The following is an 18,116-nucleotide window of genomic DNA, read 5'->3' as shown; positions in this document are numbered from 1 at the left end:
TTGGTCTACTTACTTTTCTTGTTTTATTTCAGGCTTATGTTCAGATTTTTTTTCTTTTGGTTCAGACGTAATCGTTACTCGTCCACCACCTGGAATACGTTTTCCCGTTGAGGAATTCGTCGCTTCAAAAACATCGTTGATGCTATCGTAAGAGAAAAACTCTGCCGCTTGCTCTTGCGTCACTTTTTGCTGATTCAGATAGCGTACTTTGGCATTTGCAAGAAACTTTACGACCTCGGTTTTCTTATCGTATTCGACGCGATCCGCATAACCTTCTATCCATAAATCAGCACCGCCATCGCGTTTTTGTCGAAAGAAAACTTGACGCCCTGAACCGCCAGTTAATATCACACTGCCACCGCCGTCTGAGGTTTCTTTATCGATCGCAGATTCCGCTTTAATTTGCAAAGTACCGCGTGTTACTTCCACATTGCCTTTCAATACCTTGGTATCGGTCTTACCATCGTAAGAACTATATTCGGCATCAACCTTGGTCTTTTTTTGGCTGTCAGCTTTTTCTGCGTACACATTTAGGGACAACAAGCAGATGCCGGTCCATACAGCGCGAGTGGTGAATGTGATTGCGGATTTGCTCAGAGTTTGTTTCTCATCGAAATAATTCATAATCTTTATGCTTTTTTCTTGGTAGGAGAGGCGGGTTTCTTCTCTTGTTGCAAAGGTGATTTTTCCATCACCATATGCACCTTGCTTAGTAATTCAATTTTTTGTTGTGCGTTATCAGCACGCATTCCTGTCGCGGTAATTTCTGAATAATTTGTATTCATTTTCACCTCTTTGTCGGTACGCATTTTTTCGCTGTCAGGGTAAAGCACCAGAAAAGAGGTTTGCAGGCGAATATTGCTGCGACCATCTTTGCCCATACGTTCAAAAATCACCTTATCGACCAGATGAATCTGGTCTTCAGGTTTGCTTTGCGATTTTTCTTGCACTTTCTGTTTGACGATCGCACGTTCTGCACTCATTGTCATGGGCATTTTTTCTTGATCAATGCCGACGATTCTAGGTTGTATGATTTCAAACTCATCTTCCTTTGGGAAGTGAATTAATTTATCGCCCGTCACGCGGTAGTTCGTTTTTTGTGAATGCGATAATCGAACAAAATTAAAATGCTCAACGTAATAATCTGGCTCGCTACGGTCTTTGGTGCTAGACAATGCATCCTCGCTTTGGCGGCGCATGACTTCATACACCCAAAAACTGCCCAGCATAACCAAACCTAATAAGGCGACGCCTAGCCAGACACGGATACGATCAGCAGTCATCGTTACTCACATTCAAAAAAGTGGCTAAAGCCGCGGCGTATTTATCCTGTGCTTGCAGAATAAAATCACACACTTCGCGCGCAGCTCCACGACCGCCGCTAGCCTGTGTGACGTAGCAAACACGGCTACGTACTTCCGCATGGCCATTCGGCACACTAGCCGAAAAACCTACGCGGAGTAGTATCGGCAGGTCAATCACGTCATCGCCGATAAAACCGCAGGCCTCATGCGGCATTCCCAATTCGCGAGTCAATGTAAGGAAGGCGGATTTCTTATCATGTATTCCCTGCATCACATGGCTAATCCCAAGATCATGAGCACGTTTGCTGACGATTGGCGATTGTCTTGCGCTGATAATTGCTGTCGCAATGCCGGCACTTTGCAATAGTTTGATGCCTTGACCATCGAGCACATTGAAAGTCTTCATCATTTCGCCGTCCGGGCCAAAGTGGAGACTACCATCAGTCAAAATACCGTCAACATCAAAAATCATCAGACGAACTTGAGCCGCGCGCTGTGTTGCTTCGATAGCGATATCGGAGGAAAGCGCACTCATTAAATCACCTTCGCGCGGGTTAAATCATGAATGTGCAAAGCACCGACCAGTTTGCCTTGGGCATCTGCGACCAGCAATTGATTAATACGATGCTGTTCCATGATTTCCACGGCCTCCACGGCTAATTGCTCTGGGCCGATACGATGCGGATTCTTGCGCATAATGTCGGCGATAATTAATTCGGAAAAATTTAGTGGCTTATCCATTAAGCGACGCAAGTCACCGTCGGTAAACACACCGACGATTTGATTGTCGTCGTCGACGATCGCTGTCATTGCCATGCCTTTTTGCGTTATTTCTAATAAGGCGCTACTTAGCTTAGTATCGGGTTTGACCTGCGGGATCGCATTCCCCGTCCGCATCACATCTTTGACATGGGTTAATAGGCGGCGCCCTAATGCGCCACCCGGATGTGAGCGTGCAAAATCTTCCTCCTTAAAACCACGTGCATCGAGCACGGCTACGGCCAAAGCGTCACCTAAAGCTAAGGTGACGGTGGTGCTCGCCGTAGGTGCTAAATTTAAAGGGCAAGCTTCTTTATCGACATGCACGCTCAAATGTAAGTCTGCCAGTTTAGCTAAAGTTGATTGTGGGTTGCCTGTCATTGCGATTAGTTTGACACCCAAGCGCTTTAAGATCGGCAAAATAGACACCAATTCGCCAGCTTCACCCGAGTAGGAAATCGCGATAAAAACGTCTTGCGAAGTTACCATGCCGAGATCGCCATGCGCCGCTTCTGCGGGATGCAGAAAAAATGCTGGAGTCCCAGTCGAGGCAAAGGTTGCCGCAATTTTTCGTGCAATATGACCTGACTTGCCGATGCCTGAAACGACTAATCGTCCTTTGCATTTTAAGACTAACTTAATCGCTTCAATAAATGCAAGAGCATCTTCTCCGGCGATTCGTTGTTTGAGACTGAGAATGGCATCCGCTTCAATTTGCAAAGTATCGAATGCCAATTGCAATGCGTGATTCGCTGTCGCATCTGCGGACAGCGCTGCCAGTGGTTCAGAAAATGGTTTTAATGAGTTCATGTGCGGAGTATAAACCAAATATCACAAAGCAAGAACTCTGCCAGATGCAAAATAGCTATCGTAAAATTGCTTACCTAACGTCGGATTTATTAGATAAACGCAAAATAGGCGGTGAACATCCACCAACTATTGGAAACGTTTTTTAAATAAATTTTTATCAAGAAGGTATTGATGGCTGAGTGTCCTCTATTTTCCTTTTGAATTGTGACTGGAATTTTTTCGATTGATCGTTATTTGATTTAAACAACTCACCGCAATGAAGATTTCAATGTTGAGCCTGAAAAGTTGCTATGTCATGGCGCTATCGTGTTATCTAGTTCGTTGTTTTGGCGACTTTGATAGCCAAATCGCTTACTCCGCGCATTCAGTGCCCGTTATTGGATATCACTGTGGTCGGCTACTACGTATGCCGACCACAGTGATATTTTCTTAAGTTGATGTTGATGTGCATCCTCTGATATCCATTGACCCCACTGAAATACGATATGGAATCGCACGAATAGCGCGTTTTTGCGCGCACTTTCCCTGTATGTCGATATTCAGCAACTCTGTAGGCTTCCATAATCGGTAATAATAGTCAGCATGAATGCACTCGACACCACCTTACTTTTGCTGAGCAGCGCCGTTTTAGGCGTGGTTGCCTTACGTCTTTTGAACCTGCCGCCCATGCTCGGCTATCTGGCTGTGGGTATCTTGATCGGTCCACATGCCTTGGGGTGGGCTCAGGAGAGTTCTACTACTCATTTGTTAGCGGAATTCGGTGTGGTGTTTTTGATGTTTTCAATTGGATTGGAATTTTCGCTACCAAAGTTAATCTCTATGCGTCGCGCCGTATTCGGTTTAGGTATGGCACAAGTGATAGGCACCATAGGTTTAGCGATGCTCTTGTGTTTTGGCGCGGCGTTTGTGTTGCCGCAGTATTTTACGATGAGTTGGGAAGCCGCATTTGCAATTGGCGGTGCCTTATCGATGTCGTCCACCGCGATAGTCTCAAAGATGCTGACAGAGAAATTGGAGTTGGAAAGTCTGCACGGAAGACAAATTATTAGCGTCTTGTTGTTTCAAGATTTGGCCGTAGTTCCCTTGTTGATCTTGGTCCCCGCACTTGCTGCTGACTCTGAAAATTTAAGTATGAGCCTAGCTATGGCAGCGGCGAAAGCAACCATCGTTCTATTTCTTCTATTTTTTGTTGGTAAAAAAGTCGTGCGGGAATGGTTCGCGATTGTCGTTAGGCGTCGTTCGCAAGAGTTATTTATGCTCAATCTGTTGCTATTTACATTGGGTGCAGCTTGGTTGACTGAGAAAGCGGGCTTATCCCTGGCACTTGGTGCTTTCGTTGCAGGTATGTTGATTTCAGAAACTGAATATAAACACCAGGTGGAAGAGGACATCAAGTCCTTCCGTGATGTGTTGCTAGGCTTGTTTTTTATTACCGTGGGCATGCTGCTCAACTTGCAATTGGTGTTTGAATACGGATGGTTGATTTTATTACTGCTGATCGGCCCGGTGATGTTGAAATTTGGTTTGATTTTCGCACTTGCGCGCCTGTTTTCTTGTCCGACCAGTGTCGCGTTACGTACTGGATTGGGTTTGGCGCAAGCAGGTGAGTTCGGCTTTGTATTATTGAATCAAGCCGGTGGTTTGAATTTGATTGACCCATTGTTATTGCAGCTGATGTTGGCGTCGATGGTGTTATCGATGCTGATCTCGCCCTTCATTTTGGCAAAGTCAGATTGGATAGTATTGAAGCTGTCAGCCAGCGAATGGATGATGCAATCCTTGGCTTTAACGCAGATTGCAGCCAGAACCATGAAGGTGAAGAAGCACGTCATCATCGCCGGTTTTGGTCGCAGTGGACAAAGTTTGGCCCGCCTGCTGACCGATGAAAAAATTGAATACCACGCGCTCGATTTGGACCCGGATCGCATCAGCGAAGCGCAAAATGCCGGCGCAAATGTCTCCTATGGCGATGCCGGACGGCGCGAAAGTCTGACCGCTGCCGGTATTAATCGCGCGGCCGCTTTGGTGATTACTTATACGGATACGCCGTCGGCGCTGAAAATTTTATATTTGGTACATGAACTCAATCCCAGTCTACCAGTGGTGGTACGAAGTCATGATGATACCGATTTAGAAAAATTGCGCGCCGCTGGGGCGACAGAGGTGGTGCCCGATTTAATGGAAGGTAGTCTGATGTTAGCTTCGCATGCATTGGTCTTATTGGGTGTGCCATTGCGGCGAGTGGTTCACACGGTGCAAGCGGCACGTTATGCGCGCTATGAATCTTTACGCGGGTTCTTTCGCGGCGCGAGTGACGTGACGGATGATGCAGAAAATATGCAAATTCGCTTGCATACGGTCGTCCTGAACGAACGCGGAAAAACCATCGGTAAGAACATCGCAGAATTGGAATTACATGAATTTGAGGTGGATGTTACGACGATACGACGTGGGCGAATTCGTATGGAGCCGCGCCCCGATTTGATTTTACAGGCGAACGATGTGGTAGTCTTGCGAGGGACCGCAGAAGGTGTAGCCAAAGCCGAACAACGATTATTAAAATAAGTGAGCACATGATGCTAAATGCAAGCCAATTCATTAAAGATCATATTCGTACAGTGCCAGACTGGCCACAAGCCGGCATACAATTTCGCGATATCACACCTTTGTTGCAAGACCCTAGCGTATTTCGCACTTTAATTGATGTATTTTTGGCTCGTTATGCAAATGCACAACTGGACTCGGTCGCTGGACTGGATGCACGTGGTTTTATTCTCGGTTCAGTGATTGCGTATGAATTAAATGTGGGATTTATCCCCATTCGTAAGAAAGGCAAATTGCCATTCACGACGGTATCGGAAGAATATGAGTTGGAATATGGTAGTGCGACCGTCGAGTTGCATACTGACGCTTGCAAACCTGGCGACAGAGTTTTGTTGATCGACGACTTGATCGCCACTGGGGGCACCATGATGGCTGGAAAAAAATTATTAGAACGTCTTGGTGCGACGATTGTTGAAGCCGCTGTGATTGTGGATTTGCCTGAATTGGGTGGCTCCAAGCTAGTTGAAGCGACTGGCTTGCCGCTGTTTAAAGTGTGTGATTTTTCGGGTCATTAGACGGGCGCCATTCTTTTAAATGACCTATTATTGATTAAAATTTAATCAAATATTTTTCTTGTCTTTCACAAGTTTGCTTGAATTGCGCTATACTTCTGTCTCTCCAAGGAGCGCTGCGACAGTTTTTCTGATTTCATATATCTGTATGAAAACCACTGCCAGGCTTGGATTAGACGAGTTGATGTTACGTTAAGTTTGTAAATAATTAGCGTCATTGTTCTCACAGCAACTGCGCTCACGTTACTTTTTTCACTAGAAAGGAGGGCGTGAGAACGCCACCATCATGACATCTCAAACCGCAACAACTCAAGATTTCCACGTAGCTGATTTAAGCTTGGCCGACTGGGGTCGCAAAGAAATTCAAATCGCAGAAACAGAAATGCCTGGCCTGATGGCGATTCGCGAAGAATTCGCAGCTAGCCAACCTTTGAAAGGCGCGCGCATCACTGGCTCATTGCACATGACCATTCAGACTGCGGTGCTGATCGAAACCTTGAACGCACTTGGCGCGCAAGTTCGTTGGGCATCCTGCAATATCTATTCAACACAAGATCATGCCGCTGCTGCAATTGCTGCTGGCGGCACACCAGTATTCGCTTTCAAAGGCGAAAACTTGGATGAGTACTGGGAATTCACACACCGCATTTTCGATTGGACCGATGGTGGATACTCCAACATGATTTTGGATGATGGCGGCGATGCAACCTTGTTGCTGCACCTTGGCACACGTGCTGAATCCGATATCTCCGTGTTGAACAACCCAGGTTCAGAAGAAGAAATTTGTCTGTTCAATTCCATTAAAAAGCATTTAGCAATTGACGCAACTTGGTACTCTAAGCGCTTAGCGGCAATCAAAGGTGTGACCGAAGAAACTACAACTGGCGTGCATCGTTTGTACCAAATGCATAAAGAAGGCAAGCTCGCTTTCCCCGCAATTAATGTCAACGATTCTGTTACCAAATCTAAGTTCGATAACTTGTACGGCTGCCGCGAATCCTTAGTCGATGGTATCAAGCGTGCAACTGACGTCATGATTGCGGGTAAAGTCGCTGTTATCGCTGGTTACGGTGATGTAGGTAAAGGCTCTGCACAAGCGATGCGCGCTCTGTCTGCGCAAGTTTGGGTCACAGAAATCGATCCAATTTGTGCTCTGCAAGCAGCGATGGAAGGCTATCGCGTAGTGACTATGGATTACGCGTGTGAGCACGGTGATATTTTCGTGACGACAACGGGTAACTATCATGTGATTTCACATGAGCACATGTTGAAGATGAAGGATCAAGCGATTGTTTGTAATATCGGTCACTTCGATAATGAGATCGACGTCGCTGCGCTCAAACAATACAAGTGGGACAACATCAAACCACAAGTGGATCACGTGATTTTCCCAAGTGGTCGTCGTATCATTTTGTTGGCTGAAGGTCGTCTGGTCAATCTGGGTTGCGGTACAGGTCATCCTTCTTACGTCATGAGTTCGTCTTTTGCTAATCAAACGATTGCGCAAATCGAATTGTTCTGCAACACGGATAAATATCCAGTTGGTGTTTATACTTTGCCGAAACATCTAGACGAAAAAGTCGCGCGTTTGCAATTGAAAAAACTCAACGCGCAATTAAGCGTTTTGACGGAAGAGCAAGCGAACTATATCGGCGTGAAAAAAGAAGGCCCGTATAAACCAGAGCACTACCGCTACTAAGACGCGCCATAAATCCAATTACTGGGCGCATACCTTTGTCGTGAATACTCGCAATATCGCAATATTGCTGCGTTTCACTTCGCGGTCTGCATCCCAGTAATTGAATTTCTGTCGATCTTAGCTTTTCAAATTTGTAAAAACTTTGGAGACACCATGCGCTTACTCGCTACTTGGTTAATCAATGCACTGGCATTATTGGCGCTGCCGTATTTACTCAGCTCGATCACAATAGATAGTTTTACAACCGCTTTGTTAGTGGCTGTGGTCTTGGGTTTTGTGAATACCGTGATCCGTCCTATTTTATTAATACTCACTTTACCTGTGACCGTCTTAAGTCTGGGTTTGTTTATTTTTGTGATTAATGGTCTGATGTTCTGGGCAGTAGCCAGTATGTTTGACGGCTTTCATGTCGAGGGTTTTTGGTCTGCGGTTTTCGGTGCCTTGTTGTACAGCGTTATCTCATGGACACTCTCCACCTTACTTCTAACAAAAAATGAAACCACATAATTTTAGTATTGAATTCTTTCCGCCTAAGACGGAAGAAGGAACCGAAAAATTACGGTTGACGCGCACTAAACTGGCGGAGTTAAATCCCAAGTATTTTTCGGTAACCTTTGGTGCTGGTGGCACGACGCAGCAGGGTACTTTGGACACGGTAGTTGAAATCCGCAAAGAAGGCTTTGACGCAGCGCCACATCTGTCTTGCGTTGGCGGTACCCGCGATTCAATTCGTCAGATTTTGCAAACCTATAAAGACCATGATATCCATCGCTTGGTCGCTTTGCGTGGCGATCTGCCCAGCGGCTATGGTATGGGCGGTGAGTTCCGTTATGCGAATGAATTAGTCGAATTTATTCGTGCCGAGACGGGTGATTGGTTCCATATCGAAGTGGCTGCCTATCCAGAAATGCATCCGCAAGCAAAATCGCCGCAGGACGACTTACAGAACTTCGTTCGCAAGATTCAAGCGGGTGCGAATGCCGCAATTACTCAGTATTTTTACAATGCTGATGCCTACTTCCAATTCGTCGAAAATGCGCAAAAAGCCGGTGTCAATGTACCTATCGTCGCGGGCATTATGCCGATTACGAATAGCAGTCAACTTATGCGTTTCTCTGAAATGTGCGGCGCAGAGATTCCACGTTGGGTACGTTTGAAATTGGCAAGCTATGGTGACGACAGCGCATCGATTAAGGCTTTTGGTTTAGATGTAGTCACGCAGATGTGTGAACGCTTGCTGGCTGGCGGTGCACCGGGTTTGCATTTCTATTCTTTGAATCAGGCTGCTGCGACGACTGCAATTTGGAAAAGATTGGTGTGATTTGTGTCGTACTAGAAAAATCTGTGTGACGCTGAGCAGACATAAAAAAGCCACGCTATTTGTCGTGGCTTTTTTACGAATGTGAAATTCTTTGATGCTTAGAAAAATAGTTTCTCTAGTTCCAACCCTGGTTCCTCCGCCCGCATAAAAGCTTCGCCCACCAAGAAGCCATGCACATGCGCATCACACATACGTTGCACATCAGCTTTGTCCATGATGCCAGATTCCGTGATGACGAGCTTGTGTTCTGGAATCCGTGGCAGTAAGCCAAGCGTCGTATCTAGTGTGACATCAAAGGTTCGTAAGTTACGGTTGTTGATGCCGAGTAGATTCGTTTTTAACTTTAAGGCTGCATTTAATTCTTCACCGTTATGCACTTCAACTAATACGCCCATGCCGAGTTCATGCGCGCAGGCTTCGAGTTCCGCCATTAAGCCATGATCGAGCGCTGCGACGATCAGCAAAATACAATCCGCTCCCCAGCTTCTGGCTTGATACACCTGATAGGGATCGATCATGAAATCTTTGCGCAAAACAGGCAAAGTACATGCGGCACGTGCTTGCTGTAAATAGATAGGTGCGCCTTGAAAAAATACTTCGTCGGTTAATACGGACAAACAAGCAGCGCCATGTTGAGCGTAACTTGCGGCGATCTCTGCGGGCAGAAAATTTTCGCGGATCACACCTTTGGAGGGTGAGGCTTTTTTGATTTCTGCAATAACCGCTGCTTTGCCTAGTGTAATTTTATTGCGCAGGCTAGCTTCAAATCCACGTAATGTTTGTTGTGCTTCTTTGTTGCTTTCTACGTCGGCACGTAAGCTGGTATAGCTTTGTACTTTCTTATCGCGTGCGACTTCTTCTACTTTGACTTCGAGAATTTTGTTGAGTATGTCTGACATGCTTATTTACCTAATTGATGCGTCACTTCGACTAATTGATGCAGCTTATTCAACGCGGCACCGGAGGCGATAGCTGCTTGCGCTTTCTTTACGCCATCAGCAATCGAATCTACAATGCCCGCGCCATATAGTGCAGCGCCTGCATTTAAGCTAACGATATCGGTCGCTGGTCCAGGCACATTATTTAAAACATCGAGAATACGTGCTTTGGATTCCTCTGCGCCAGATACTCTCAAGCTGCGATTCGAGACCATTTGCAAACCAAAATCCTCAGGATGAATATCGTATTCGCGGATTTCACCATTGACTAATTCACCGACCATGGTTGGCGCACCGAGTGACACTTCATCCATATTGTCACGGCCCCAAACAACGATCGCATGTTGAGCACCTAGGCGTTGCAAGACGCGTACTTGAATGCCGACCAGATCAGGATGAAACACGCCCATCAAAATATTTGGTGCCCCAGCAGGATTGGTCAGTGGACCCAGAATATTGAAAATCGTACGAACACCTAATTCACGTCGTACTGGTGCTGCATGTTTCATCGCGGCGTGGTGATTTGGTGCGAACATGAAACCGATATTGGTTTGCGCGATAGATTGTGCAATTTGTTCTGGTTGTAAGTTGATATTCACGCCCAAAGATTCGAGTACGTCGGCGCTACCAGACGAAGAAGACACGCTGCGGCCACCATGCTTCGCGACACGAGCACCAGCAGCAGCGGTGACGAACATCGATGCGGTCGAAATATTAAAGGTATGTGCGCCATCACCACCCGTGCCGACGATATCAATCAAATTCTTGGTATTCGCCATCGGCACTTTGGTCGAAAACTCGCGCATGACTTGTGCCGCTGCGGTAATTTCACCGATGCTTTCTTTCTTGACGCGGAGGCCCATGGTGAGCGCTGCAATCATGATCGGCGACATTTCTCCACCCATGATTTTGCGGAACAGCGACAACATCTCATCGTGGAAAATCTCGCGATGTTCAATGAGGCGGGTTAAAGCTTCTTGCTGTGAGATCGTCATCTTATTTTCCCAATAAAAAATTCTTTAATAATGCGTGCCCGTGTTCCGATAAAATTGATTCAGGGTGAAATTGCACACCCTGCAAATCAAAAGTTTTGTGACGCACACCCATGATTTCTCCATCTTCCGTCCAAGCAGTGACCTCTAAACAATCAGGCAAACTTGAGCGCTCAATGGCCAGCGAGTGATAACGAGTGACCGTGTAAGGACTAGGCAAATCGCTGAACACGCCAACGCCAGTATGCGCAATCGGCGAAGTCTTACCATGCATAACTTCTTTAGCACGAATGACTTTGCCACCAAATGCTTCGGCGATACTTTGATGGCCGAGGCAAACGCCGAGAATAGGAATTTCACCAGCAAAGCACTTGAGTACAGGCACAGAAATTCCGGCTTCCAAAGGTGTGCAAGGGCCAGGAGAAATGCAAATGCGATCAGGCTTCATCGCCTCGATTTCTTCCAGCGTAATTTCATCATTACGATACGTGCGAACTTCCTCACCCAACTCAGCAAAATATTGCACGAGGTTGTAAGTGAAGGAATCGTAGTTGTCTATCATTAGTAGCATTTTTTAAACCTCTCAATAAAGAGAAACTTGAATTCATTTATAAAAATCGAATACGGTACTTGTGGCGAGAGAAATTCAATCAGCGGGATGCAGATCGAGGCGCACAGCGCAGCAATATGTCGATATTGCGAGCATGTGCAACAAAGAGCTGCGCCCGCTTATTGAATTTATGCGTCATAAGTTAAATTTCTCCGTCCAAACCATCTTGTACTTGTTCTGCTGCTCTGAGCATTGCACGCGCTTTGTTTTCAGTTTCTTGCCATTCCATTTCAGGCACAGAATCGGCAACCACACCGGCTGCCGCTTGCACATATAACATGCCGTCTTTAAGCACACCGGTGCGGATCGCAATCGCTAAATCCATTTCGCCACCAAACGATAAGTAACCGCAAGCACCGCCGTAGATCCCGCGTTTCACTGGCTCGAGTTCATCGATCAATTCCATCGCGCGAACTTTCGGTGCGCCAGATAAAGTGCCGGCAGGGAAGGTCGCTTTGAGTACATCCAGGTTGGACATATTTGGCTGCAATAAGCCTTCCACATTCGAGACAATATGCTGTACGTGGGAATACTTTTCAATCACCATTTTTTCGGTCAGTTTGACGCTGCCGGTTTGCGCGATGCGGCCGATATCGTTACGTGCGAGATCGATCAACATAACGTGTTCGGCGATCTCTTTTGGATCCGCCAATAATTCAACCGCGAGTTCTTCGTCACGCTCTGGTGTTGCGCCGCGTGGGCGCGTTCCTGCTAATGGACGTATCGTAACTTTTTTATTGCCATCGCTGAGCTGCTCGTTGCGGACCAAAATTTCTGGTGAAGCACCGATGATGTGCATATCGCCGAAATTGTAGAAATACATGTAGGGTGAAGGATTAATTGAGCGCAGCGCACGATATAAAGACAGTGGTGAATCGACATACGGTTTCTTGATGCGCTGACCAATTTGTACTTGCATCAAATCGCCCGCCATAATGTATTCCTTGGCTTTCAGCACGGCTTTCAAATAATCTTCTTTAGCGAAATCGCGTATCGCTTCGGTGCGCACTGATGCTGAAGTAATAGGAACATCGACGCTACGGCGCAACATCGCACGTAAATCTCTCAAGCGTTGACGCGCTTTGTTCCATGCTTCTGGTTGTGTTGGGTCGGCATAGACGATTAAATATAATTTGCCAGAGACATTATCGATCACAGCAAGTTCTTCGGTGAGCAGGAGTTGAATGTCTGGCAAACCGAGATCATCTTTTGGCGCGGTTTTCTCTAAACGCTTTTCCACATAACGCACGGCATCGTAGCCAAAGTAACCAGCGAGCCCACCGCAGAAACGTGGCAAACCAGGGCGCAAGGCCACGCGGAAACGGGATTGATATTCAGCTATAAAATCTAAAGGATTGCCTTCATGGGTTTCGACTACTTGAGCGTTCTTGATGACTTCAGTGTGAAAGCCAGTGGAGCGAACTACCGTGGATGCTGGCAAACCGATAAAGGAGTAGCGACCAAAGCGTTCACCGCCTTTGACAGACTCCAGCAGAAAGCTATTTTTGCCGCCATTGGTGGTTTGCGCCAGTTTCAGGTAGAGCGTGAGTGGTGTCTCCAGATCGGCAAAGGCTTCAGCGATCATCGGGATACGATTGTAGCCTTGTGCGGCCAAGGATTTAAATTCGAGTTCAGTCATGATGTATGTGCGTTAAATGTGTTTGACCGAAAATTTCAAATTCGATCAGCGCCAGACGTCAGCAATGCAGACGAGGCTAGCTCCAGAATGTGAAATCAAAAAGTCGAAACGGTACAGCGAAAACTTACAGAATCTTGTCAAAGATGACGAGAGATGAAAAAACGTCGTTGGCGCGAATCAGGGTTTGGATAAAACTCAGACACACAGACGAAAGCGCCCACGCTGGTCAAGTGGATTGCCAGCGTCGCCATAGCCAGGCCTCAAAAGTGCCTGGAATTGTTGATGGACGTTTCTTATCGAGGAACATTCTAATTTTGTTAGAAGCTTGATGAAATTATTAGGGTTTTTCTACTGAGTAAAAATTGTGCAGCACTCAGTAAGGTTTCGACTATACCATCACTTTCAATAGTTTGTACAGCCTCGCCGTGATTGTAGCCATAGGGCACTGTTAGTACCGGACAGCCCGCAGCACGCGCTGCTTTGGCGTCATTCGATGAATCGCCAATCGCGACCACCTTTGCCGGTGCTAAGTGAAAATCGAGGCAAACTTGTAACAGCGGTAGAGGATCAGGCTTTTTGCGCGCCAAAGAATCGCCGCCGTACACGATCTCAAAAAAATCGTTCAAGCCTTTTTTTGCGAGCAACGGCGTAGTGAAAGCGATGGGTTTATTCGTCACGCAAGCTAGACGCAATCCTTGTGCTTTGAGTGCTTGCAGGCCTTCAATGACATCGGGATATAAAGTGCTGTAGTCACCGTTGATCGCAAGATAGTGCTTTTGGTAGCTCGCCATTGCTTGTTCAAAATGTTGTTCAACTTGCGCTGGTTCGAAATCGGTTGATAGCACGCGATGGATGAGATTTTCTGAGCCTTTGCCGACGAAATTGGTGATGGTGACGATGTCTAATCCTGGCAATGAAAATTCTGCACGCATGCGATTGATGGCGACTAAAAAATCAGGCGCGGTATTTAGCATGGTGCCATCGAGGTCGATGATGGCTGCTTGGATGTCTTGAAATTTAGGCATGCTTGGGAAGAGATTATCGTCTGAGTAACTATCTCAATTTTGACATGATGCTGAGATGGTAAGTGGTTGAGATTGTCATTCCCGCGTGCTTCTAGCGGGAATCCAGTGTCTGTTGGTTTGTGAAGAGTCGTCGGTCGTCCAGTTTGAGTTTAACCCACCAAAGCCAACTCACCCCGCATAGCATCAATCACAGTCTTATAATCAGGCTTACCAAAAATCGCAGATCCAGCCACAAAAGTATCCGCACCTGCTGCAGCGATTTCACGAATATTGTCCACTTTCACGCCGCCATCGACTTGCAACATAATGTCGCGGCCGGATTCATCGATTAACTTGCGTACGGCAGCGATTTTTTTCAAAGTGTGGGGAATGAAAGATTGTCCGCCAAAGCCAGGGTTGACTGACATTAAAAGGATCAGATCAAGCTTGTCCATCACATGTTCCAATACATGCAAAGGCGTTGCTGGATTAAACACCAATCCTGCTTTGCAACCGTGATCGCGAATTAGTTGCAGGCTGCGATCGATGTGTTCTGAGCCTTCTGGATGAAAGCTGATGATATTGGCACCAGCTTTGGCAAAGTCAGGAATGATGCGATCAACTGGTTTAACCATCAGATGCACATCAATCGGCACTTGCACATGCGGACGAATCGCCTCGCAGACCAAAGGGCCTATGGTCAGATTAGGCACGTAATGGTTATCCATGACATCAAAGTGAATCATGTCCGCACCTGCGGCAACGACGTTACGAACTTCCTCACCAAGGCGAGCGAAGTCAGCAGAGAGAATACTAGGGGCGATGCGGTAGCTTGTCATATTGAAATCTCGAATAAATGTGCAAAATAAGTACGCAAAATAATAGATTTGGCAGACGAAATGTCTTGAATCCGCTATTTTACTCCTGCGAAGAATGCTGTGCTCTTGTAAGATGCACGTTTTAAGCGCTTTCTGAATGCAGATAAACACACATTCAGCGAGTGCTTGGCTCGGTTTTCTTTGTATTTGCCATTGATTGGTGCGAGGTTTTATGTCTAAGTATGAATTTAAAGTGTCGGTCGTGACGCAGTATCTGGAAGAACAATCGAATCCGGATAAGGCGCATTTTGTATTCGCTTACACGATAACGATTAAAAATACCGGTGATATTCCGGCGCAGTTGATTTCGCGTCACTGGATCATTACCGACGCGAATAATAAAACGCATGAAGTGCAAGGCTTAGGCGTGGTAGGACATCAACCTCTACTTAAACCGGGTGAAGCATTTGAGTACACCAGCGGTAGCTCTTTGGAAACACCGCACGGTACTATGCAGGGGACTTATTTCTGTGTCGCAGAAGACGGTCATAAATTCGATGCGCTGATTCCGGAATTCGTTTTATCTTTGCCACGCACTTTGCATTAAACCTGAAGCTCCTTGGGTTTGCGTTATTTTTGATCGGTTTCGCGATCGTTTTTCGTGTTTTTGCTTGATGGTTTTTTTCCTGAAAACATTGTCCACCAAACGATAAAAGCAAATAAACCGAAAGCGCCTAAAGCTTCGACGGCTAATAACCACATAATTAATCCTTTATGAATTCTTTGTTCGAACAAAAACGCATTTTAGCAGCATCGCTGATTTTGACTTTGGCGGCTTGTACGACGCCACCGAAGCAGCTTCCAGCGGAACCAAAGCCAGTAACGCCGCCTGTTATATCGACTATACCGCCGACGGTACCTCCAACAGTGCCTCCTAAGTTAGCACCAATCACGAATTACACGCAGGCATACAAATTAAGTTCGTACGCCGATATGCCTGGTTGGGGAAACGATGATTTGCGTGAGGCTTGGCCGGCTTTTACTAACTCCTGCTTTGCGCTGAAGAATAAAGCGGAATGGAAAGAAGTCTGCGGTAAGCTCAAAAATGTAGATGCGAAAGATGTCACTTCCATTCGCGGATTCTTTGAAACGAACTTCGCTCCTTATCAAGTGCAGCATCTTGATGGAGCAACCGAAGGCATGGTCACTGGCTATTACGAGCCTCTATTGAAGGGCTCCCGTACCAAAGGCGGCGTGTTTCAGACTGCCTTGTATGCGGTACCCAATGATTTGCTGACGATTGATCTTGGTAGTGTTTATCCTGATTTAAAAAATATGCGTTTGCGTGGGCGACTAGGCGGCAATAAAGTTATCCCTTACTCTTCACGTGCTGAAATCTTGCCGTTCTTGGCGGGAAAAGAATTGGTCTGGGTTGATGATCCTGTGGATGCTTTTTTCTTGCAGATACAAGGTTCTGGCCGTGTGCAATTGAATGAAACAGGCGAAACTGTACGCGTGGCCTATGCAGATCAAAACGGACATCCATATAAGTCCATCGGCCGCTATCTGGTCGATAAGGGAGAGTTAACCTTAGATCAAGCTTCAGCTCAGGCCATTAAGGGCTGGATTGCAAAGAATCCCTCTCGGCAGGAAGAGCTATTAAACGCCAATCCTAGTGTTGTGTTTTTTAAAGAAGAAAAATTGCTGGATCCTAGCATTGGTCCGAAAGGTGCATTGGGTGTGCCATTGGTGCCACAAAGATCAATTGCGGTTGATCCAACGCAATTACCACTAGGTGCACCCGTATTTTTGTCGACTACAATGCCACTTAGCAGTAACCCACTGCAGAGATTGATGATGGCGCAAGATACCGGCGGTGCAATTCGCGGCGCAGTGCGTGCTGATTTCTTCTGGGGTTTTGGCCGTGAGCCGGGTGAACTGGCTGGACGCATGAAGCAGCGTGGAGCGATGTGGCTATTGCTACCTAAGACTTTTGAAGTCAAGAATAATTAAACTCATTTATTTATTGGAGTAAGTAATATGGAATACCAGAACATACTTGTAGAGACTAAAGATAAAGTTGGCGTGATTACGTTAAATCGCCCAAAAGCGTTGAACGCTTTAAATGATCAATTGATGGATGAATTGGGGCATGCTTTATTCGCCTTCGATCAAGACGAGAACATTGGCTGCATGGTAATTACTGGTAGTGAAAAAGCCTTTGCGGCAGGCGCTGATATTGCAGCGATGGTCGACTATAACTATATGGATGCATATAACGGCAATTATGTTACCAAGAACTGGGAGCATATTTTGCGTGTGCGGAAACCAGTGATTGCAGCAGTGGCGGGTTACGCTCTCGGCGGTGGTTGTGAGTTGACGATGATGTGCGATTTCATCATTGCTGCTGACAATGCAAAATTTGGACAGCCAGAGATTAAATTGGCAACCCTGCCAGGCTGTGGCGGCACTCAACGTTTGCCGCGTGCCATTTCCAAGTCTAAGGCGATGGATTTGTGTTTGACAGCACGCTTGATGGATGCGAATGAAGCAGAACGTGCGGGCTTGGTGTCGCGTGTTGTGCCACTAGATAAGTTAATGGAGGAGACTTTGGCTGCTGCGACGACGATCGCGTCTATGTCTTTACCAGTAGTGATGATGATTAAAGATGCGGTCAACCGTTCATTTGAATCTGGCTTAACAGAGGGTGTTCATTATGAGCGTCGTTTATTCCATGCAAGTTTCGGTACGCATGATCAGCGCGAGGGTATGAAGGCATTCTTGGAAAAGCGCCCAGCTAATTTCCAGAATAAGTAAGTATGTCGCTGTGTAATAGCTATTAAGGCCTGCTCTACAAAGCGCTCCGCTTGCGGAGCGCTTTTCTTTTGTAGTGAGTGTTTTGTTCTATATAGCTAGCAGCCCAAGTGGAGGATTTATAAGATTTATTCAATTTATCCAAATAAGTCTTGCCAAGGAAGCGCGATGCTTGCTATAGTTCGCCTCCCGCAGAAATGCGGGTGTGAAATAAGAGAAATGCAAGTAGCTGGTCGTTAAGTTCCTGATGTTTGAATTGAAGTTGAAGAAACTAAAATTTAGACGGTAGTTA

Annotated in this window: 18 protein-coding genes and 1 riboswitch; of the genes, 8 read left to right on the top strand and 10 right to left on the bottom strand. The window is 46.3% G+C overall.

The features are described 5' to 3' along the window. Window positions 1-9 precede the first annotated feature (9 nt). Genes lptA through ACO0KW_RS19360 form a run of 4 tightly spaced genes read right to left on the bottom strand, consistent with a single transcriptional unit; the run spans window position 10 to window position 2,873 of the window. On the bottom strand, window positions 10-624 hold the full coding sequence (gene lptA, locus ACO0KW_RS19375; protein WP_423055015.1) for a lipopolysaccharide transport periplasmic protein LptA: 615 nt from the start codon (window positions 622-624) through the stop codon (window positions 10-12). 5 nt (window positions 625-629) lie between these two features. Beyond that, the gene (lptC, locus tag ACO0KW_RS19370) at window positions 630-1,283 is read right to left on the bottom strand and encodes an LPS export ABC transporter periplasmic protein LptC (protein WP_423055014.1); all 654 of its coding nucleotides are present in this window, start codon (window positions 1,281-1,283) and stop codon (window positions 630-632) included. Further along, window positions 1,273-1,839 carry a KdsC family phosphatase gene (locus ACO0KW_RS19365; protein ID WP_423055013.1) on the bottom strand — a complete coding sequence of 189 codons (567 nt, stop codon included), beginning with the start codon at window positions 1,837-1,839 and terminating at the stop codon, window positions 1,273-1,275. Before ACO0KW_RS19365 ends, lptC begins: the two co-directional genes overlap by 11 nt. Beyond that, window positions 1,839-2,873, bottom strand: coding sequence for a KpsF/GutQ family sugar-phosphate isomerase (locus tag ACO0KW_RS19360; protein ID WP_423055012.1), 1,035 nt, complete (start codon window positions 2,871-2,873; stop codon window positions 1,839-1,841). Before ACO0KW_RS19360 ends, ACO0KW_RS19365 begins: the two co-directional genes overlap by 1 nt. Window positions 2,874-3,455: 582 nt before the next feature. Between ACO0KW_RS19360 and ACO0KW_RS19355 the strand changes: the two genes are divergently transcribed. The 5 genes from ACO0KW_RS19355 (at window position 3,456) to metF (ending at window position 9,009) form a co-directional block, all read left to right on the top strand. Further along, a complete protein-coding gene (locus ACO0KW_RS19355; RefSeq protein WP_423055011.1) occupies window positions 3,456-5,438 on the top strand; it encodes a cation:proton antiporter in 1,983 nt (660 codons plus the stop codon). 8 nt (window positions 5,439-5,446) lie between these two features. Further along, complete coding sequence (locus tag ACO0KW_RS19350; protein ID WP_423055010.1) at window positions 5,447-5,992, top strand: adenine phosphoribosyltransferase; 546 nt, start codon at window positions 5,447-5,449, stop codon at window positions 5,990-5,992. A gap of 99 nt (window positions 5,993-6,091) precedes the next feature. Then, window positions 6,092-6,236, top strand: a riboswitch (S-adenosyl-L-homocysteine riboswitch). 39 nt (window positions 6,237-6,275) lie between these two features. Next, a complete protein-coding gene (gene ahcY / locus ACO0KW_RS19345) occupies window positions 6,276-7,688 on the top strand; it encodes an adenosylhomocysteinase (RefSeq protein WP_423055009.1) in 1,413 nt (470 codons plus the stop codon). A 153-nt stretch (window positions 7,689-7,841) separates the two neighbouring features. Next, window positions 7,842-8,195: a phage holin family protein gene (locus tag ACO0KW_RS19340; RefSeq protein ID WP_422998513.1), complete on the top strand. Its 354-nt coding sequence runs from the start codon at window positions 7,842-7,844 to the stop codon at window positions 8,193-8,195. Beyond that, entirely contained in the window at window positions 8,182-9,009 is an 828-nt protein-coding gene (metF, locus tag ACO0KW_RS19335; protein WP_423055008.1) for a methylenetetrahydrofolate reductase [NAD(P)H], read from the top strand. Before ACO0KW_RS19340 ends, metF begins: the two co-directional genes overlap by 14 nt. A gap of 98 nt (window positions 9,010-9,107) precedes the next feature. On the opposite strand, the gene trpC is transcribed toward metF, so the two are convergent. From trpC to rpe, 6 genes are all read right to left on the bottom strand, one after another. Then, entirely contained in the window at window positions 9,108-9,908 is an 801-nt protein-coding gene (trpC, locus tag ACO0KW_RS19330; protein WP_423055007.1) for an indole-3-glycerol phosphate synthase TrpC, read from the bottom strand. Window positions 9,909-9,910: 2 nt separating this feature from the next. Further along, a complete protein-coding gene (gene trpD, locus ACO0KW_RS19325) occupies window positions 9,911-10,942 on the bottom strand; it encodes an anthranilate phosphoribosyltransferase (RefSeq protein WP_423055006.1) in 1,032 nt (343 codons plus the stop codon). 1 nt (window position 10,943) lies between these two features. Further along, window positions 10,944-11,510, bottom strand: coding sequence for an anthranilate synthase component II (locus ACO0KW_RS19320; RefSeq protein ID WP_423055005.1), 567 nt, complete (start codon window positions 11,508-11,510; stop codon window positions 10,944-10,946). A gap of 181 nt (window positions 11,511-11,691) precedes the next feature. Continuing rightward, window positions 11,692-13,188, bottom strand: coding sequence for an anthranilate synthase component I (gene trpE / locus ACO0KW_RS19315; RefSeq protein ID WP_423055004.1), 1,497 nt, complete (start codon window positions 13,186-13,188; stop codon window positions 11,692-11,694). A gap of 317 nt (window positions 13,189-13,505) precedes the next feature. Further along, window positions 13,506-14,213: a phosphoglycolate phosphatase gene (locus tag ACO0KW_RS19310; protein ID WP_423055003.1), complete on the bottom strand. Its 708-nt coding sequence runs from the start codon at window positions 14,211-14,213 to the stop codon at window positions 13,506-13,508. Window positions 14,214-14,362: 149 nt separating this feature from the next. After that, window positions 14,363-15,031, bottom strand: coding sequence for a ribulose-phosphate 3-epimerase (gene rpe, locus ACO0KW_RS19305; protein WP_423055002.1), 669 nt, complete (start codon window positions 15,029-15,031; stop codon window positions 14,363-14,365). A 211-nt stretch (window positions 15,032-15,242) separates the two neighbouring features. Between rpe and apaG the strand changes: the two genes are divergently transcribed. The 3 genes from apaG to ACO0KW_RS19290 all read left to right on the top strand — a co-directional run bounded on the left by apaG (window position 15,243) and on the right by ACO0KW_RS19290 (window position 17,827). Then, a complete protein-coding gene (gene apaG / locus ACO0KW_RS19300) occupies window positions 15,243-15,617 on the top strand; it encodes a Co2+/Mg2+ efflux protein ApaG (RefSeq protein ID WP_314857829.1) in 375 nt (124 codons plus the stop codon). Between the two features lie 167 nt (window positions 15,618-15,784). Continuing rightward, window positions 15,785-17,023 (top strand): murein transglycosylase A, encoded by a 1,239-nt coding sequence (locus ACO0KW_RS19295; RefSeq protein ID WP_423055001.1) that lies wholly within the window; start codon window positions 15,785-15,787, stop codon window positions 17,021-17,023. Between the two features lie 27 nt (window positions 17,024-17,050). Next, the gene (locus tag ACO0KW_RS19290) at window positions 17,051-17,827 is read left to right on the top strand and encodes an enoyl-CoA hydratase (protein ID WP_423055000.1); all 777 of its coding nucleotides are present in this window, start codon (window positions 17,051-17,053) and stop codon (window positions 17,825-17,827) included. The last annotated feature ends 289 nt before the right edge of the window (window positions 17,828-18,116 follow it).

Origin of the sequence: Undibacterium sp. Ji22W (assembly GCF_049340305.1) — a bacterium.
Taxonomy (GTDB): Bacteria; Pseudomonadota; Gammaproteobacteria; order Burkholderiales; family Burkholderiaceae_D; genus Undibacterium.
Note: the sequence above shows the minus strand (reverse complement) of the source record. Positions and strands in the feature narration are given on the sequence as shown.

What these genes read in the sequence shown, in the direction of transcription:
- lptC (WP_423055014.1), bottom strand. Translation starts at nt 1,283, where the DNA reads ATGACTGCTGATCGTATCCGTGTCTGGCTAGGCGTCGCCTTATTAGGT.
- ACO0KW_RS19310 (WP_423055003.1), bottom strand. Translation starts at nt 14,213, where the DNA reads ATGCCTAAATTTCAAGACATCCAAGCAGCCATCATCGACCTCGATGGC.
- apaG (WP_314857829.1), top strand. Translation starts at nt 15,243, where the DNA reads ATGTCTAAGTATGAATTTAAAGTGTCGGTCGTGACGCAGTATCTGGAA.
- ACO0KW_RS19290 (WP_423055000.1), top strand. Translation starts at nt 17,051, where the DNA reads ATGGAATACCAGAACATACTTGTAGAGACTAAAGATAAAGTTGGCGTG.
- ACO0KW_RS19295 (WP_423055001.1), top strand. Translation starts at nt 15,785, where the DNA reads ATGAATTCTTTGTTCGAACAAAAACGCATTTTAGCAGCATCGCTGATT.
- lptA (WP_423055015.1), bottom strand. Translation starts at nt 624, where the DNA reads ATGAATTATTTCGATGAGAAACAAACTCTGAGCAAATCCGCAATCACA.
- ACO0KW_RS19360 (WP_423055012.1), bottom strand. Translation starts at nt 2,873, where the DNA reads ATGAACTCATTAAAACCATTTTCTGAACCACTGGCAGCGCTGTCCGCA.
- ahcY (WP_423055009.1), top strand. Translation starts at nt 6,276, where the DNA reads ATGACATCTCAAACCGCAACAACTCAAGATTTCCACGTAGCTGATTTA.
- trpE (WP_423055004.1), bottom strand. Translation starts at nt 13,188, where the DNA reads ATGACTGAACTCGAATTTAAATCCTTGGCCGCACAAGGCTACAATCGT.
- trpD (WP_423055006.1), bottom strand. Translation starts at nt 10,942, where the DNA reads ATGACGATCTCACAGCAAGAAGCTTTAACCCGCCTCATTGAACATCGC.
- ACO0KW_RS19350 (WP_423055010.1), top strand. Translation starts at nt 5,447, where the DNA reads ATGATGCTAAATGCAAGCCAATTCATTAAAGATCATATTCGTACAGTG.
- ACO0KW_RS19365 (WP_423055013.1), bottom strand. Translation starts at nt 1,839, where the DNA reads ATGAGTGCGCTTTCCTCCGATATCGCTATCGAAGCAACACAGCGCGCG.
- ACO0KW_RS19320 (WP_423055005.1), bottom strand. Translation starts at nt 11,510, where the DNA reads ATGCTACTAATGATAGACAACTACGATTCCTTCACTTACAACCTCGTG.
- ACO0KW_RS19340 (WP_422998513.1), top strand. Translation starts at nt 7,842, where the DNA reads ATGCGCTTACTCGCTACTTGGTTAATCAATGCACTGGCATTATTGGCG.
- ACO0KW_RS19355 (WP_423055011.1), top strand. Translation starts at nt 3,456, where the DNA reads ATGAATGCACTCGACACCACCTTACTTTTGCTGAGCAGCGCCGTTTTA.
- trpC (WP_423055007.1), bottom strand. Translation starts at nt 9,908, where the DNA reads ATGTCAGACATACTCAACAAAATTCTCGAAGTCAAAGTAGAAGAAGTC.
- metF (WP_423055008.1), top strand. Translation starts at nt 8,182, where the DNA reads ATGAAACCACATAATTTTAGTATTGAATTCTTTCCGCCTAAGACGGAA.
- rpe (WP_423055002.1), bottom strand. Translation starts at nt 15,031, where the DNA reads ATGACAAGCTACCGCATCGCCCCTAGTATTCTCTCTGCTGACTTCGCT.